Source organism: Streptomyces sp. T39 (assembly GCF_008042045.1).
In the GTDB taxonomy this organism is placed as follows: Bacteria; Actinomycetota; Actinomycetes; order Streptomycetales; family Streptomycetaceae; genus Streptomyces.
Map to the genome: position 1 here is coordinate 2,464,218 of NZ_RDBP01000012.1, position 15,153 is coordinate 2,479,370.

12 protein-coding genes and 2 pseudogenes are annotated in these 15,153 nt (G+C 73.5%); 10 read left to right on the forward strand and 4 right to left on the reverse strand.

What is annotated here, in order from left to right:
* The first annotated feature begins 12 nt into the window (after positions 1–12).
* From EAO77_RS12265 to nudC, 3 genes are read left to right on the forward strand one after another with little or no spacing between them, the layout of a single operon-like run.
* Positions 13–3,786: an ATP-dependent DNA helicase gene (locus EAO77_RS12265; RefSeq protein ID WP_147988031.1), complete on the forward strand. Its 3,774-nt coding sequence runs from the start codon at positions 13–15 to the stop codon at positions 3,784–3,786.
* Between the two features lie 10 nt (positions 3,787–3,796).
* Positions 3,797–5,194 carry a dipeptidase gene (locus EAO77_RS12270; RefSeq protein ID WP_147988032.1) on the forward strand — a complete coding sequence of 466 codons (1,398 nt, stop codon included), beginning with the start codon at positions 3,797–3,799 and terminating at the stop codon, positions 5,192–5,194.
* A gap of 44 nt (positions 5,195–5,238) precedes the next feature.
* The gene (gene nudC / locus EAO77_RS12275) at positions 5,239–6,186 is read left to right on the forward strand and encodes an NAD(+) diphosphatase (protein ID WP_147988033.1); all 948 of its coding nucleotides are present in this window, start codon (positions 5,239–5,241) and stop codon (positions 6,184–6,186) included.
* 33 nt (positions 6,187–6,219) lie between these two features.
* Here the strand turns inward: nudC and EAO77_RS12280 are convergent, their stop codons facing one another.
* Positions 6,220–6,462: a mycoredoxin gene (locus EAO77_RS12280; RefSeq protein WP_147988034.1), complete on the reverse strand. Its 243-nt coding sequence runs from the start codon at positions 6,460–6,462 to the stop codon at positions 6,220–6,222.
* 264 nt (positions 6,463–6,726) lie between these two features.
* Between EAO77_RS12280 and EAO77_RS12285 the strand changes: the two genes are divergently transcribed.
* The 5 genes from EAO77_RS12285 (at position 6,727) to EAO77_RS12305 (ending at position 10,560) form a co-directional block, all read left to right on the forward strand.
* Positions 6,727–8,898 (forward strand): ATP-dependent DNA helicase UvrD2, encoded by a 2,172-nt coding sequence (locus EAO77_RS12285; protein WP_147988035.1) that lies wholly within the window; start codon positions 6,727–6,729, stop codon positions 8,896–8,898.
* A gap of 164 nt (positions 8,899–9,062) precedes the next feature.
* Positions 9,063–9,389 (forward strand): hypothetical protein, encoded by a 327-nt coding sequence (locus tag EAO77_RS12290; RefSeq protein WP_147988036.1) that lies wholly within the window; start codon positions 9,063–9,065, stop codon positions 9,387–9,389.
* 167 nt (positions 9,390–9,556) lie between these two features.
* Entirely contained in the window at positions 9,557–9,925 is a 369-nt protein-coding gene (locus EAO77_RS12295) for a WhiB family transcriptional regulator (RefSeq protein WP_147988037.1), read from the forward strand.
* Positions 9,922–10,245: a hypothetical protein gene (locus tag EAO77_RS12300; protein WP_147988038.1), complete on the forward strand. Its 324-nt coding sequence runs from the start codon at positions 9,922–9,924 to the stop codon at positions 10,243–10,245. Before EAO77_RS12295 ends, EAO77_RS12300 begins: the two co-directional genes overlap by 4 nt.
* A 96-nt stretch (positions 10,246–10,341) precedes the next feature.
* Complete coding sequence (locus EAO77_RS12305; RefSeq protein ID WP_147988039.1) at positions 10,342–10,560, forward strand: hypothetical protein; 219 nt, start codon at positions 10,342–10,344, stop codon at positions 10,558–10,560.
* Positions 10,561–10,651: 91 nt separating this feature from the next.
* Here the strand turns inward: EAO77_RS12305 and EAO77_RS12310 are convergent, their stop codons facing one another.
* The 3 genes and pseudogenes from EAO77_RS12310 to EAO77_RS41295 form a co-directional block, all read right to left on the reverse strand.
* Positions 10,652–12,049, reverse strand: a complete 1,398-nt coding sequence (locus EAO77_RS12310) for an ABC1 kinase family protein (protein WP_147988040.1) — start codon at positions 12,047–12,049, stop codon at positions 10,652–10,654.
* A gap of 62 nt (positions 12,050–12,111) precedes the next feature.
* Positions 12,112–12,852: pseudogene (locus tag EAO77_RS41290) on the reverse strand (TOMM precursor leader peptide-binding protein); the annotation flags it as partial.
* 293 nt (positions 12,853–13,145) lie between these two features.
* A pseudogene (locus EAO77_RS41295) lies at positions 13,146–13,508 on the reverse strand (ThiF family adenylyltransferase); the annotation flags it as partial.
* Between the two features lie 216 nt (positions 13,509–13,724).
* Between EAO77_RS41295 and EAO77_RS12325 the strand changes: the two are divergent.
* Both EAO77_RS12325 and EAO77_RS12335 read left to right on the forward strand, forming a co-directional pair.
* The gene (locus tag EAO77_RS12325; protein ID WP_147988041.1) at positions 13,725–14,348 is read left to right on the forward strand and encodes a M48 family metallopeptidase; all 624 of its coding nucleotides are present in this window, start codon (positions 13,725–13,727) and stop codon (positions 14,346–14,348) included.
* Between the two features lie 205 nt (positions 14,349–14,553).
* A partial coding sequence (locus tag EAO77_RS12335) for a TerD family protein (RefSeq protein ID WP_147989094.1) occupies positions 14,554–15,153 on the forward strand: 600 nt, incomplete at its 3' end.

A 15,153-nucleotide genomic window follows, 5' to 3' on the forward strand; every position in this document is an offset into this window, starting at 1 on the left:
AGCCTCTTTGGGGTGACCGCACGCATCACCGATCCCGAGCAGCTCAAGGAGCTCCTCGGGATCCCCTTCACCCCGGAGCAGACGGCCTGCATCATCGCGCCGCCCGCCCCGCAGGTCATCGTGGCCGGCGCCGGGTCGGGGAAGACGACGGTGATGGCCGCCCGGGTGGTGTGGCTCGTCGGCACCGGCGAGGTGGCCCCCGAGCAGGTCCTCGGACTCACGTTCACCAACAAGGCGGCGGGAGAGCTCGCGGAGCGCGTCCGCACCGCCCTCGTCCGGGCCGGGGTGACGGACCCGGACGCCCCCGGCGCCGGCGAGGACGGCGCCGCCGGTGAGCCGCGCATCTCCACGTACCACGCGTTCGCCGGTCAGCTGCTCGCCGACCACGGCCTGCGCATCGGCCTCGAACCGTCCTCCCGGCTCCTCGCCGACGCCACCCGGTACCAGCTCGCCGCGCGCGTGCTGCGCGAGGCGCCCGGACCGTACCCGGCGCTCACCCGCTCCTTCCCGAGCCTCGTCAGCGATCTGCTCGCCCTCGACGCCGAGCTCTCCGAACACCTGGTGCCCCCGGACCGGCTCGGCACCTACGACTCCGACCTGCTCCGCACCCTGGCCGGCGCCCGCCTGAGCAACGCCGACCTGCGCAAGGTCCCCGAGGCCGCGCGGGCCCGGCGCGAGCTGCTCGACCTGACGGCCCGCTACCGCGCGGCCAAGCGGGAACGCGACCTGCTCGACTTCGGCGACCAGATCGCCCTCTCCGCCGAGCTCGCCCTCACCCGCCCCGAGGTGGGCGGCATCCTGCGCGACGAGTTCCGGGTCGTGCTGCTCGACGAGTACCAGGACACCTCGGTGGCCCAGCGCCAGCTGCTGTCCGGGCTGTTCGGCCAGGGCACCGGCCACGCGGTGACGGCCGTGGGCGACCCCTGCCAGGCGATCTACGGCTGGCGCGGCGCCTCCGTCGCCAACCTCGACGACTTCCCCCGCCACTTCCCCTTCGCCGACGGCTCCCCCGCCGCCCGCTTCGCCCTCAGCGAGAACCGGCGCAGCGGCGGCCGGCTGCTCCGGCTCGCCAACGAGCTCGCGACCCCGCTGCGCGCGATGCACGAGGGCGTCGAGGCGCTGCGGCCCGCGCCCGGCGCCGAGCACGACGGCATCGTGCGCTGCGCCCTGCTGGAGACCCACGAGGAGGAGATCGCCTGGATGGCCGACGAGATCGCCCATCTCGTGCGCACCGGCAAGGCGCCCGGCGAGATCGCCGTGCTGTGCAGGACCGCAGGCGACTTCCCCGAGATCCAGGGCGCCCTGGTCGCCCGGGACGTCCCGGTGGAGGTCGTCGGCCTGTCCGGACTGCTGCACCTGCCCGAGGTGGCCGACCTCGTGGCCGTGTGCGAGGTGCTCCAGGACCCGGGAGCCAACGCCCCGCTCGTCCGTCTGCTGACCGGCCCCCGCTGGCGCATCGGGCCGCGCGACCTGGCGCTGCTGGGCAGACGGGCGCGGCTGCTGGTGCACCGCGCGGGCGCCGAGGACGACCCCGAGCTGCGGCTCGCGGCGGCCGTGGAGGGCATTGACCCGGCCGAGACCGTCTCGCTCGCCGACGCGCTGGACACCTTCATCGACGCCGGGGGCGAGGGCGACGACGGGCTCGCGTTCTCCGCCGACGCCCGCGTCCGGTTCGCCCGCCTCGCCACCGAGCTCCGCGACCTGCGGCGCTCGCTCGCCGACCCGCTCATGGACGTGCTGCACCGGGTGCTGGCGTACACCGGCCTGGACGTCGAGCTCTCGGCGTCCCCGCACGCCCTGGCGGCCCGGCGGCGGGAGACGCTGGCCAACTTCATGGACGTCGCCGCCTCCTTCGCCGCCGTGGACGGCGAGGCGACGCTGCTGGCCTTCCTCGGTTTCCTGCGCACCGCCGCCCAGTACGAGAAGGGCCTGGACAACGCCCTGCCCGGCGGCGAGAACACGGTCAAGGTCCTGACGGCCCACAAGTCCAAGGGCCTGGAATGGGACGTCGTCGCCGTTCCCGGGCTGGTGGCGAAGCATTTCCCGAGCGAGCAGGCGCGGGAGGCGTGGACCTCCCAGGCCAAGGTGCTGCCGCACGCCCTGCGCGGGGACGCCGGGACGCTGCCGGACGTCGGGTCGTGGGACGCGCGGGGCCTCAAGGCGTTCAAGGACTCGATGAAGGAGCACCAGCTCACCGAGGAACTGCGCCTCGGCTATGTGACGTTCACCCGCCCGCGGTCGCTGCTGCTCGGGTCGGGGCACTGGTGGGGGCCGAGCCAGAAGCGCCGCCGCGGCCCGTCCCCCTTCCTCCAGGCGCTCCACGACCACTGCGCCCGGGGACACGGCGAGACGGTGGTCTGGGCGGACGAGCCGGAGGAGGACGCGGAGAACCCGATGCTGCGCGCGCCGGGCACGGAGACGGCCTGGCCGCTCCCGCTGGACCCCGACTCCCTGGCCCGCCGCCGCGCGGCCGCCGAGACGGTGCTGGCCCATCTGGCGGCCCTGGCATCCGAGGAGCCGCCGACCGCGGACGTGCCGGACGCACCGCCGGCCACCGACGCGGAGTGGGCCGCCGAGGCGCGCGCCGAGGACGGGGAGGCCGAGGACTGGGCCGCCGAGGACTGGGACGGCGACTGGCCGTCCGAGCTGCCCCCGGACGAGGAACCTCCGCCGCCCTTCGACGACCCGGATCCGCACGGGCAGGATCCGTACGGACGGGATTCGTACGACCCGCAGGCGCCCGACCCGGATCCGTCCGGCCCGACCCCGCCCGGCCCGGATCCGGACGGCCGGGCGGACGACGCCCCCGCAGCACCCGCGCCCGCCGCACCCGGACCCGCCGCCGCGGGCGGCGGGCCTCCCGGCGGGCCTCCCGGCGGGGCGCGGCGCGGCGCGGGCCGGCCACCGGCGCGCACCGTTCCCCACCAGGCGTCCGCACCGCCCGACGCCCCCGAGGATCACGACGCCCCCGAGGATCACGACGCCCCCGAGGATCACGACACCCACGGCGCCGCCCGCCCCGGCGGCACGGAGCGGCTGACTCCGGAGGAGGCCCGGGTGCTCGCCTCCTGGGACCGCGACCTCGACGCCCTCGCGGGCGAGCTGCGGCGCACCCGGGCCACCGTCCGCGACGTCGTGCTGCCCCGGGCCCTGTCCGCCTCGCAGCTGCTGCGCCTGGCCGCCGACCCGGACGGCTTCGCGCGCGAGCTGGCCCGCCCCATGCCGCGGGCGCCGCACCCCGCCGCGCGGCGGGGCACCCGGTTCCACGCCTGGGTGGAGTCGCGGTTCGAGGAGCTGCCGCTGCCCATGCTGGGGCCGGACGAGCTGCCCGGCGGCGCCGACGACCCGGGCGAGGACGCCGCGGACGCCGACATCGCCGACGAGCGGGACCTCGCCGCCCTCAAGGAGGCCTTCTCCCGGACCGCGTACGCCCGCCGGACCCCGTACCGGGTCGAGGCGCCGTTCCAGTTCACGCTCGCGGGCCGGGTGGTGCGCGGGCGCATCGACGCCGTGTACCGCACGGAACTCCCGGACGGCACCGGCCCTGCGTACGAGATCGTCGACTGGAAGACGGCCCGCAGCGGCGCCGCCGACCCGCTCCAGCTCGCCGTCTACCGCCTCGCCTGGGCCGAGCAGCAGGGCCTGCCGCTCGACGCCGTCACCGCGGCCTTCGTCTTCGTCCGCACCGGCGAGGTCGTCCGCCCCGACGGGCTCCCCGGGCGGGCCGGACTGGAGCGGATCCTGCTGGGTGGGACGGCCGACGGCTCCGGCGACGCCGCCCGTTAGGCTCATGAGCATGAGCGACACCCCGGACAGCGTCGTCCGTACGTACATCGAGCAGCACCGCGCCGCCTTCCTGGACGACCTGGTCGCCTGGCTGCGCATCCCGTCCGTCTCGGCCCAGCCCGAGCACCGGGACGACGTACGGCACAGCGCCGAGTGGCTCGCGGCCAAGCTGACGGAGACGGGGTTCCCGGTCGCCGAGATCTGGCCCACACCCGGCGCTCCGGCGGTGTTCGCCGAGTGGCCCTCCGGCGATCCGGACGCCCCGACCGTGCTGGTCTACGGCCACCACGACGTGCAGCCGGCGGCCCGCGAGGACGGCTGGCACAGCGACCCCTTCGAGCCCGAGATCCGCGACGGCCGCCTGTACGCGCGCGGCGCCGCCGACGACAAGGGGCAGGTGTTCTTCCACACCCTCGGTGTCCGCGCCCACCTCGCCGCCACCGGCCGCACCGCCCCCGCCGTCAACCTCAAGCTGATCGTGGAGGGGGAGGAGGAGTCCGGCTCCCCCCACTTCCGCGCGCTCGTCGAGGAGCACGCGGCCCGCCTCGCCGCGGACGCCGTCGTCGTCTCCGACACCGGTATGTGGTCCAAGACGACGCCCACCGTCTGCACCGGCATGCGGGGCGTCGCCGACTGCGAGATCACCTTCCGCGGACCCGACCAGGACATCCACTCCGGCTCCTTCGGCGGTGCCGTGCCCAACCCGGCCGCCGTCGCCGCCAGGGTCGTCGCCGCGCTGCACGACGAGGACGAGCGGGTCACCGTCCCCGGCTTCTACGACGGCGTCACCCCGCTCGGCGACACCGAGCGCGAGCTCATCGCCGAGCTGCCCTTCGACGAGGAGGCGTGGCTGCGCACGGCCCGGAGCCACGGCACCCTCGGGGAGGCGGGCTTCTCCACGCTGGAGCGCGTATGGGCCCGGCCCACGGCCGAGGTCAACGGCATCGGCGGCGGCTACCAGGGGCCCGGCGGCAAGACGATCGTCCCCGCGTCGGCCATGGTGAAGCTCTCGTTCCGGCTGGTCGACGGGCAGGACCCGGACAAGATCGAGCGGGCGGTCGCCGACTGGGTCGCGGAGCGGGTGCCGGCCGGCATCCGTCACGAGATCGTCTTCGGCGCCGCGACCCGCCCCTGTCTGACCCCGCTGGACCACCCCGCGCTCCGGTCGATCGTCCGGTCCATGAGCCGGGCCTTCGACGGCCGGAAGATCCGCTTCACCCGTGAGGGCGGCTCCGGACCCGCAGCCGACCTCCAGGACGTCCTCGGCGCGCCGGTGCTGTTCCTCGGCATCTCGGTGCCGTCCGACGGCTGGCACGCGCCCGACGAGAAGGTCGAGCTGGAGCTGCTGCTGAAGGGCGTCGAGACCACCGCCCACCTGTGGGGTGACATGGCCGAGACCATGCGCTGACCCGACCTGTGAAACCGCCCACCCGGGGGAGTTGGAAGAAGCCCGTGAGCACCGACAGCTATGCCGCACCGGACCGTCCGATCGGCCTGACCGCGCCGAGCGGCATCGACCGCGAAGCCCACAACCGCCTCGACGAGGCATGGCTCGCGGCGGCGTGGAGCCACCCCACGACCCGTGTCTTCGTCGTCTCGGGCGGCCAGGTGCTGATCGACGACACCGCGGACGGCCGCACCGAACTGGTCATGACGCCGTCCTTCGACGCGCCGCTGACCGAGACCCACCGCTACTTCCTCGGCACCGACGAGGACGGCGTGCGCTACTTCGCGCTGCAGAAGGACAGCCTGCCCGGACGGATGGACCAGTCGGCACGTCCCGCCGGTCTGCGCGAGGCCGGACTGCTGCTGTCGCCGCGCGACGCCGGCCTGCTGGTGCACGCGGTCGCGCTGGAGAACTGGCAGCGGCTGCACCGCTTCTGCTCCCGTTGCGGCGAGCGCACCGTCATCGCCGCGGCGGGTCACATCCGCCGCTGCCCCGCCTGCGGGGCCGAGCACTACCCGCGCACCGACCCGGCCGTGATCATGCTGGTCACGGACGAGGAGGACCGCGCGCTGCTCGGCCGCCAGGTGCACTGGCCCGAGGGCCGCTTCTCCACCCTCGCCGGATTCGTCGAGCCCGGGGAGTCCATCGAGCAGTCGGTGCGGCGCGAGGTGCGCGAGGAGGTGGGCGTCTCGGTGGGCGAGGTGAACTACGTCGCGAGCCAGCCCTGGCCGTTCCCCTCCAGCCTGATGCTCGGCTTCACGGCCCGCGCCACCTCCTCGGCGATCGAGGTGGACGGCGAGGAGATCCACGAGGCGCGCTGGTTCTCCCGCGACGACCTGCGGGCCGCTTTCGAGTCCGGGGAGGTGCTGCCTCCCTACGGGATCTCGATCGCGGCCCGCCTCATCGAGCTCTGGTACGGCAAGCCGCTGCCGAAGCCCGGGGACGTGGTCTGACGGCCGGCCGGAAGGGCGTCGGCGCCAGGGGCCTCAGGCGCCGACCTTCTGCTTGACCTGTGCCAGCGACGGGTTGGTCAGCGTCGAGCCGTCCGGGAAGAGCACGGTCGGCACGGTCTGGTTGCCACCGTTGGCCTTCTCGACGAAGGCGGCCGACTCGGGGTCGAGCTCGATGTTGATCTCGGTGTAGGCGATGCCCTCGCGGTCCATCTGGCCCTTCAGCCGACGGCAGTATCCGCACCAGGTGGTGCTGTACATCGTCACAGTGCCCTGCATCGTCTCGTGTGCTCCTCGGCTCGGCGGGGTGCGTGTTCACCCCGCAGGGGAACGCGCCGGGGGCGCCGGCGATTCCCGGCCCCGGGATTCCCACGCACCGCGCCGGGTCCACGGGCCGTACCCGTCCCGGGCGGCCCGTGGCGCGGGCGCTCCCGGGCGTGTGCGGCCCCCGGCGCGGGCGCCCGCCGGGATTCGTACGACCGGTGAGCCGTGCCTGTGGACAACCCGGCGCACCCACCTCACCGGACCTGGCAGCATGGCGGGGTGACAGCAGCAACGCACTCCTCCCTCTTCCCGCAGGTCCCCGAGTCGGCCGACGCGGTGCTCGACGGGCTCGACCCCGAGCAGCGCGAGGTGGCGACCGCGCTGCACGGCCCGGTCTGCGTGCTGGCAGGCGCCGGCACGGGCAAGACGCGCGCGATCACCCACCGCATCGCCTACGGGGTCCGCGCCGGGATACTCCCGCCTGCCGGTGTGCTCGCCGTCACCTTCACCAACCGCGCGGCGGGCGAGATGCGCGGCCGGCTGCGTCAGCTCGGCGCCGGCGGCGTCCAGGCGCGGACCTTCCACTCCGCCGCCCTGCGCCAGCTCCAGTACTTCTGGCCGAAGGCGGTCGGCGGGGAGATGCCCCGGCTGCTGGACCGCAAGATCCAGCTGGTCGCCGAGGCCGCCGCCCGCTGCCGCATCCGCCTCGACCGCAACGAGCTGCGCGATGTGACGAGCGAGATCGAGTGGGCCAAGGTCACCCAGACCGTGCCCGGCGACTATCCGGCGGCCGTGGCCAAGTCGTCGCGCGACGCCCCGCGCGACCCCGCGGAGATCAGCCAGGTCTACGGCACGTACGAGCAGCTCAAGCGCGACCGCTCGGCCATGGACTTCGAGGACGTGCTGCTGCTCACGGTCGGCATCCTCCAGGACCGCCAGGACATCGCCGACCTCGTCCGCCGCCAGTACCAGCACTTCGTGGTCGACGAGTACCAGGACGTCAGCCCGCTCCAGCAGCGGCTGCTGGAGCTGTGGCTCGGCGGCCGGGAGAGCCTGTGCGTGGTCGGCGACGCCAGCCAGACCATCTACTCCTTCACCGGCGCCACCCCCGACCACCTGCTGAACTTCCGCACCCGCCACCCCGGCGCGACGGTCGTCAAACTGGTCCGGGACTACCGCTCCACCCCCCAGGTCGTGCACCTCGCCAACGGGCTCCTCGGCCAGGCCCGCGGCCGTGCCGCCGAGCACCGCCTCGAACTGGTCTCGCAGCGCGACCCGGGCCCCGAGCCCGCCTACACCGAGTACACCGACGAGCCCTCCGAGGCCGAGGGCACCGCGCGGCGCATCAGGGACCTGATCGCCGCCGGCGTCCCGGCCGGCGAGATCGCCGTGCTCTACCGGGTCAACGCCCAGTCCGAGGTCTACGAGCAGGCCCTCGCCGACGCGGGCGTCCCCTACCAGTTGCGCGGCGCGGAGCGCTTCTTCGAGCGCCAGGAGGTCCGCGAGGCCGGGGTCGCCCTGCGCGGCGCGGCCCGCGCCGGATCCAACGACTCCCTCCTCGACGACGCCGGGGACCTCCCCTCCCAGGTGCGCGCCGTGCTCTCGACGAAGGGATGGACGACCGAACCCCCCGCGGGCTCCGGTGCGGTCCGGGACCGCTGGGAGTCCCTCGCCGCCCTGGTCCGGCTCGCCGAGGACTTCGCCCGTGCCCGGCCGTCGGCCACCCTCGGGGACCTGGTCGCCGAGATCGACGAGCGTGCCGCCGCCCAGCACGCCCCCACCGTCCAGGGCGTCACCCTGGCCTCCCTCCACTCGGCCAAGGGCCTGGAGTGGGACGCGGTCTTCCTGGTCGGACTGACCGAGGGCATGATGCCCATCACCTACGCCAAGACGGACGAGCAGATCGAGGAGGAACGCCGGCTGCTCTACGTCGGCGTCACCCGGGCCCGGCTCCATCTGTCGCTGTCGTGGGCGCTGTCCCGCTCGCCCGGCGGCCGCGCCTCGCGCCGCCCGAGCCGTTTCCTGAACGGGCTGCGCCCCGGTTCGGCGGCCGCCGGCACACGCGGTACGGGGGGCGGTGGCGGGGTGGAGCGCGGTGCGGGCCGGCGCAAGCGGCGCGGGCCGGTGCTCTGCCGGGTCTGCGGCAAGACGCTGACGGACGCGGGCGAGATGAAGCTGATGCGCTGCGAGGACTGCCCCTCGGACATGGACGAGGCGCTCTACGAGCGGCTGCGCGAGTGGCGCTCGGAGCGGGCCAAGGAGCTGGGCCAGCCCGCCTACTGCGTCTTCACCGACAAGACGCTGATGGCCATCGCCGAGGCGGTGCCGGACACCGAGGGAGAGCTCGCGGGCATCTCCGGTGTCGGCGGGCGCAAGCTCGAGCGGTTCGGGGCCGATGTCCTGGCCATCTGCGCAGGTGAGGAGCCCGAGGCGGGCGACGAGGAGGACTGATGAAAACTCGTCGGAAAAATAGTTTGCGCCCGCCGGGGCAAGCCCCATAGGTTCTTAACCACGAGAACAGCGGCTTCTCTGAAGCCCTGTCCTCGTGCTGTACTTATCCGAATACCGTGACCGGCCTGTCCGGTCCCCCGAGACGCCGAGAGGAGGCGATTCCAGTGATCAGCATCGAGACCAGCTTCGTCAGCACCGCCAAAATGACCGATCGCTCGGTCGTCTCCGCCTGCTCGCTCGGCTTCTCCTCGGCGTTCATCGGCACCGGTGTGTCCGGCATTCCCGCCGCTCTCCCCGTGTCCGGTCTCGGCGGCCTTCCCGTCCGGGAGCGCAATGAGCGACCGACCAAGGCACTGGCGGCAGGAGTAGCAGCGGCAGAGGCGCAGGCCTATGCCTTTGCGGCGGCCGGTGCCGGAACCAAGCAGACGACGACGCAGCACCACCTGATGTGGGCCTTCCGCGGGCTCGAACCCTGGAGTGATCCAGCCTGATCGACGATCAGGCCGGCGCCTTCAGGGCCGCGGAACCCCACCCGGGATCCGCGGCCCTTCTGTTTTCCCCAACGGGAGAGCGGAGCGAGGGCCTCGGGACCAAGCACCACCCGGTAGCAGCCAAACCGGCCGACCGGCCGGCACGACAAGACGAGGAATCACACACCGTGCAACTCGAAGCGCACGCCCCGTCCGTACCGCCTTCCGAGACGCTCTCCCCGCCCGCCCGCACCGAGGACTCCGCCTTGACTCCCCTGACCGCGCTCACCGCGCTCGACGACGCCATCGAGAACCTCGGCGTCCCCGTACCGTGCCGCTCCTACGACCCCGAGGTCTTCTTCGCCGAGTCCCCGGCGGACGTCGAGTACGCCAAGTCGCTCTGCCGCACCTGCCCGCTGATGGAGGCCTGCCTGGCGGGCGCCAAGGAGCGGCGTGAGCCGTGGGGTGTCTGGGGCGGCGAGCTGTTCGTCCAGGGTGTGGTCGTCGCCCGCAAGCGGCCGCGTGGACGCCCGCGCAAGAACCCGGTCGCGGCATGAACGCCACCGGAACAATCGACCGACCCCTCACGCACGATCCCAAGAAGCAGGCCCCGATGACCTCTTCCGCGAGCGAGCCCTCCGGCTCCGCCACCCCAGCCGTCACCACCACCGGCGCCCATGCGTCGCGTCAGAACAGGACCCGCGAAATGCAACTCATCCCAGAAGCCCTGGCACGTGCGCATATGCACGAGCGCCGGCGCGAAGCCGACGCGGAACGCCAGGCCGCGCGCCTGGTCGCCGCCCGGCGTATGCAGCGGCGCGCCGAGCGCGTGTCGATGCGCGCCCGTCGCGCGCTGGCCATGGCGGTCATGCACTGACCGCCTGACGTCCCCGCGGGGGGCCGGTCCGTCGGACCGGCCCCCCGCGGTGCGTGGTGACCCCGGGCCGCCGCCGGGCGGAGGTATCGTCACCAGGTGGACCAGGACAGGACACCGCACAACGGACACGACGCGGACAGCGAGCGGCAGGAGCCCGGCGGCACCGTGTGCTCCAGCTGCGGAACGGTTGCCGAGGGCCCGCCGCCCACCTGGACGTTCTCGCTGGAGGAGGGCGTCCCGCTCTATCTGTGTGAGGAGTGCGCCCGCGTCCACATCAGGGCGATCGAAGGCAGGCTCGACTCCTCCTGGTGGTAGGCCGCCGCCCCGGGGGCGGGCCGCCGCCCGGGTGGGCCGGCGGCTCCCGCGGGCCGGCGGCGCGCCGCGGGCCGGCGGCGCGCCGCGGGAGTCAGCTCCCCGTCTTCTCCTCCACCAGCTGCTCCTGCTCGTCCTCGCCGGCCTCCGCTCCGGCGTCGTCGTCAGGGGCGAGGAAACCGGGCAGCCAGGCTTCCAGTTCGTCCCGCAGCCGCACCGTGGCGTTCAGCTGGCAGAGCACGCCGATGGTGCTCAAGGTCACCCGGTGGATCAGCAGGTACGAGGGCGGCAGGTTGAGCTGCTTGGCCAACTGGTGCGCGGGCGAGCGGATGTCGGCTATCCGGGCGGCCTGTGAGCGGATCCAGCCGCGGCTGAACGCGAACTCCTCGGCCTCGGCCGGTTCGATGATCGGCAGCAGGTACTCGAGCACTCCGTCCGGGTCGAGGTCGATCGACTCCTTGACGAAGCCCTCGTCGCACAGCAACTGGTAGACGGCGTCGGCCTCGCCTTCGAGAGCCAGGCGCATACAGGTGCCGATGGTCGAGGGGAACCCGCCCGGCAGCCGGTCCACCGTGCCGAAGTCCAGGACACCGAGCCGCCAGTCCTCGCCGTCCTCGCCCGGCATCAGGCGGAAGTTCCCCGGATGAGGGTCCGCGTGCAGCAGACCCGTGCGGGCGGGACCGGAGAAGAGGAAGCCGGCGAGGAGCTGGCCGGCACGGTCGCGCTCCTCGGGAGTGCCGTCGGCGATCACCTCCGAGAGCGGGATGCCGTCGATCCACTCGGTGATCAGGACCTGGTCGCACTGGTGCACCACGTCGGGCACGAACACGTCCGGGTCGTCGGCGAACTCCGCCGCGTGCTCCCGCTGGGACGCGGCCTCCTGCTCGTAGTCCAGCTCCTCGGCGACGCGGTCGCGCAACTCCGTGATCAGGGGCTTCACGTCCATGCCGGGGATCAGCGGCCCCAGCAGCCGGGCGAACCGGCTGAGCTGGGCCAGGTCCGACAGCAGGGCCTCTCCGGCCCCCGGGTACTGCACCTTGACCGCGACCTCGCGGCCGTCGTGCCACACCGCCCGGTGCACCTGCCCGATGGACGCCGCCGCCGAGGGCTTGTCCTCGAAGTCGGCGAACAGCTCGCGCCAGTCCTCGCCGAGGCGTTCCTCCAGGACCGCGTGGACGGTGGCCGTCGGCATCGGGGGTGCCGCGTCCTGCAGTTTGGTGAGCGCCGCCCGGTAGGGGCCGGCGACCTCCTCGGGCAGAGCGGACTCGAAGACGGACATCGCCTGCCCGAACTTCATCGCGCCGCCCTTGAGTTCACCGAGAACCTTGAACAGCTGTTCAGCGGTGCGCTGTTGCAGCTCCCGTGCCACGATCTCCGCGGACTTGCCGCCGATCCGCTTGCCGAGGCCCCATGTGGCACGGCCGGCGAACCCCAGGGGCAGCGCGGCCAACTTGGCGGTACGGGTGACCGCCTTGCGGGGAAGATCAGACATACGCCCCTCCAAAACCCAGCCGGCCTGTCATGTGCCGTACGGCTTCGCACCGTTGACGGCGATTACCCGGACATTGTCTCGTGTGCCGCGGGGATACCCGAGGCGTGGTTCCCCTTACTTTCCGCTGGGGTCCGGCGCCCGTCATCGCCTCCTGGGACGCGCTTTCCCCTATTGACCCCAGAGGCGCCACAGGGGCACTCGGGGTGCGGTGTGATCCTCTCGGACCGCCACCGTACGCCTGGGAGGGTGACCTCCCACCGGGCGCCCGCACTCCCCGGCAGGTCACCGTCGAGGAACGACAGAGCATGGCAGGCCGCGAGCCCGGCGACCGTCGTGGCGAGAGCAATGTCACAAGCGGGCGGGACCGTCCTGCGCCGGCCCGAGCGCCACTGGGCGAGCAGAAGCGACCGCGCGGGGTCCCGCGCGGAGCGCCCGGCCTCCAGGCACGACGCGCACGCGGTGCCTCCGGGCAGGACCAGCGGGCCGACCACGCCCGTCGCCTCCACGACCCCCGCGTACAGGTGAGGGACTCCGCAGGCCATCCAGTCCTCCGCGGGCAGCGGGTCCGGGGCGTAGGCGCCGAGCCCGTCGCGCGGGGCCACGACGACCAGGGCGAGCCCCGGCGCCGAGGGGTCCGTCTCCTCCGACCTGGGCGGCCGGTCCGGCGCGGCCCTGCGCACCATGCGGCGGGCCGCCGTGTCACGGCGCTCGCCGATCTCGTCGGCGGACAGACCGCCCGGTGCCACGTCGCCCGGCTCGGTCAGCCCGCTCTCCCGCACCTCCACCCGCCCGACACCGGCCGCCCAGGTCGGAGGAGACGGACCCCTCGGCGCCGGGGCTCGCCCTGGTCGTCGTGGCCCCGCGCGACGGGGTGACCCCCGAGCGCGCGACGACGGTGGGCCCGGTGGACTTGGCGACCGGGTCGCTGATCGACCTGCTGGACGGCACCCGCGGCATGGATCTGCTGCGTGCGGCGGCTCGGGCGATGGGTCTGCCGGACGGCCGGGCGGACGCCCTGGTCCAGCGGCTCGCGGGCGCGGGCCTGCTCGACGACACGACCGCAGGGGGCCCGGCGGCCGTGGCCCTGCGCAGACGAACCGCCGCCCGGTTCGGGATGGACCACGGACAGGGACGTCAGATCGGGGCGGAGCCGCTCCAGGGCGGCGGTTCGTCTGCGCAGGGCCACGGCCGCCGGGCCCCCTGCGGTCGTGTCGTCGAGCAGGCCCGCGCCCGCGAGCCGCTGGACCAGGGCGTCCGCCCGGCCGTCCGGCAGACCCATCGCCCGAGCCGCCGCACGCAGCAGATCCATGCCGCGGGTGCCGTCCAGCAGGTCGATCAGCGACCCGGTCGCCAAGTCCACCGGGCCCACCGTCGTCGCGCGCTCGGGGGTCACCCCGAACTGCACCGACTGCCTGTCCCGCCAGGCCCGGCGCAGCGCGGGTTTCATCATCGGATGCATATCCGCCCCCGTCCTCTCCCGTCCCCGGGAAATCGATCTTCGTTCGCCGACGCCTTGTCAGAATGCCGCCGTTCGCCGAAGTGCGGGAAAAGTTGTCCACAGGCGCGGTGTATTAGTCATTCGAATCGTGCAGTCGTCGTGCAGCCGTGGAGTGGATCACGCGTGAACCACGCCCGGGGCGGGACTTCCCGTGCGGGCACCGGGTAACGTCGGAGCGTGCCCGTCGACCCGTCCCCTCGGCTCACCTCAGGGGAGCCCTCAGCGCGCGGCGCGGGCAGTGCCCGGCGCGACGCGAAGCGGCTCCCGCACCGTGCGGCGGCGAGCGCGGTCGAGGTCCGCAGGAGCCCCCGGCGCAGCAGGACGGTCTCCGCCTACCGGGAGGGCGACCGCACCATCGTGCTCATCCCCGCCCGTATGTCGGAGGCCGAGGAGCGGCGGTGGGTGACGGTGATGCTGGACAAGCTCGCGGCCCAGGAGAGCCGCCGGGTCCTCGGCGACGGGGCACTCGCCGAGCGCGCCGCCCGGCTGTCCGAGCAGTACTTCGACGGGCGGGCGAAACCGGCATCCGTGCGATGGGTGACGAACCAGAACACCCGCTGGGGCTCCTGCACCCCGTCCGAGGGCAGCATCCGGCTCTCCCACCGCCTCCAGGGCATGCCGGAGTACGTCGTCGACTACGTCCTCCTCCACGAACTGGCGCACCTGCTGGTGCCGGGCCACGGCCCGCGGTTCTGGAGGCTGTTGGAGGCGTACCCGCGCACCGAGCGGGCCCGCGGCTATCTGGAGGGCGTGGTCGCCGCGGGGCGGCTTCCCCACGGCCCGCCCGCGCCGGAGGACTGAGACCCGCGCTCCGCGGAGGGCGCCGGCGCACGGGGGCGTGCACCGGCGCTCGCCGGAGCACCCGAGGAGGCGGCGCGCCGGGCTCTCCTGTACCGAAGCCGGACCGCTCCTGTACCGAATGTGTACCGGCTTGGCTCAATGTCGCTGTAAGCGGTTAGCCTGGCGCGACGCATTCGACATTCGGGATGGGGGACGGTCGTCACGTATGGCCAGGGAATTCCAACGCGGCCACAAGGCCAAGATCAGTGATCTCACTCCGGGAACGGATCTGTACGTCGGTGTGCAGATCGCCGCTCCGGGGCTGACCTTCGACATCAGCTGCTTCGGTCTCGACGCGAACGAGCAGTTGTCGGACGACCGGTACTTCATCTTCTTCAACCAGCCGAAGTCGCCCGAGGAGTCCATTCAGCTGCTCGGTGCGCAGGCAGGTGACACGGAGTCGTTCCGCGTCACGCTCGACCGCATCCCGGCGACCGTCCACCGGCTCTCCTTCACCGCCACGATCGACGGCGCGGGGCAGATGTCGCAGATCGGCCCCGGCTACATCCGTCTCGTCGCGGGCGGTCAGGAAGTCGTCAGGTACGCCTTCGACGGTTCCGAGTTCAGCACCGAGCGCGCCGTGATGCTCGGCGACTTCTACCTCAAGGACGTGTGGCGGTTCGCCGCCATCGGCCAGGGGTTCGACGGCGGCCTGGACGCCCTGCTGAAGAACTTCGGCGGCGAGGTCGCCGAGGAGGAGCCCGCTCCGCAGCAGCCGCAGGGCGCCGCCCCCGGCTTCGCCCCGCCCGCCGCCGCGGCCCCCGCG

What these genes read in the sequence shown, in the direction of transcription:
- EAO77_RS12270 (WP_147988032.1), top strand. Translation starts at nt 3,797, where the DNA reads ATGAGCGACACCCCGGACAGCGTCGTCCGTACGTACATCGAGCAGCAC.
- EAO77_RS12280 (WP_147988034.1), bottom strand. Translation starts at nt 6,462, where the DNA reads ATGCAGGGCACTGTGACGATGTACAGCACCACCTGGTGCGGATACTGC.
- EAO77_RS12300 (WP_147988038.1), top strand. Translation starts at nt 9,922, where the DNA reads ATGAACGCCACCGGAACAATCGACCGACCCCTCACGCACGATCCCAAG.
- EAO77_RS12310 (WP_147988040.1), bottom strand. Translation starts at nt 12,049, where the DNA reads ATGTCTGATCTTCCCCGCAAGGCGGTCACCCGTACCGCCAAGTTGGCC.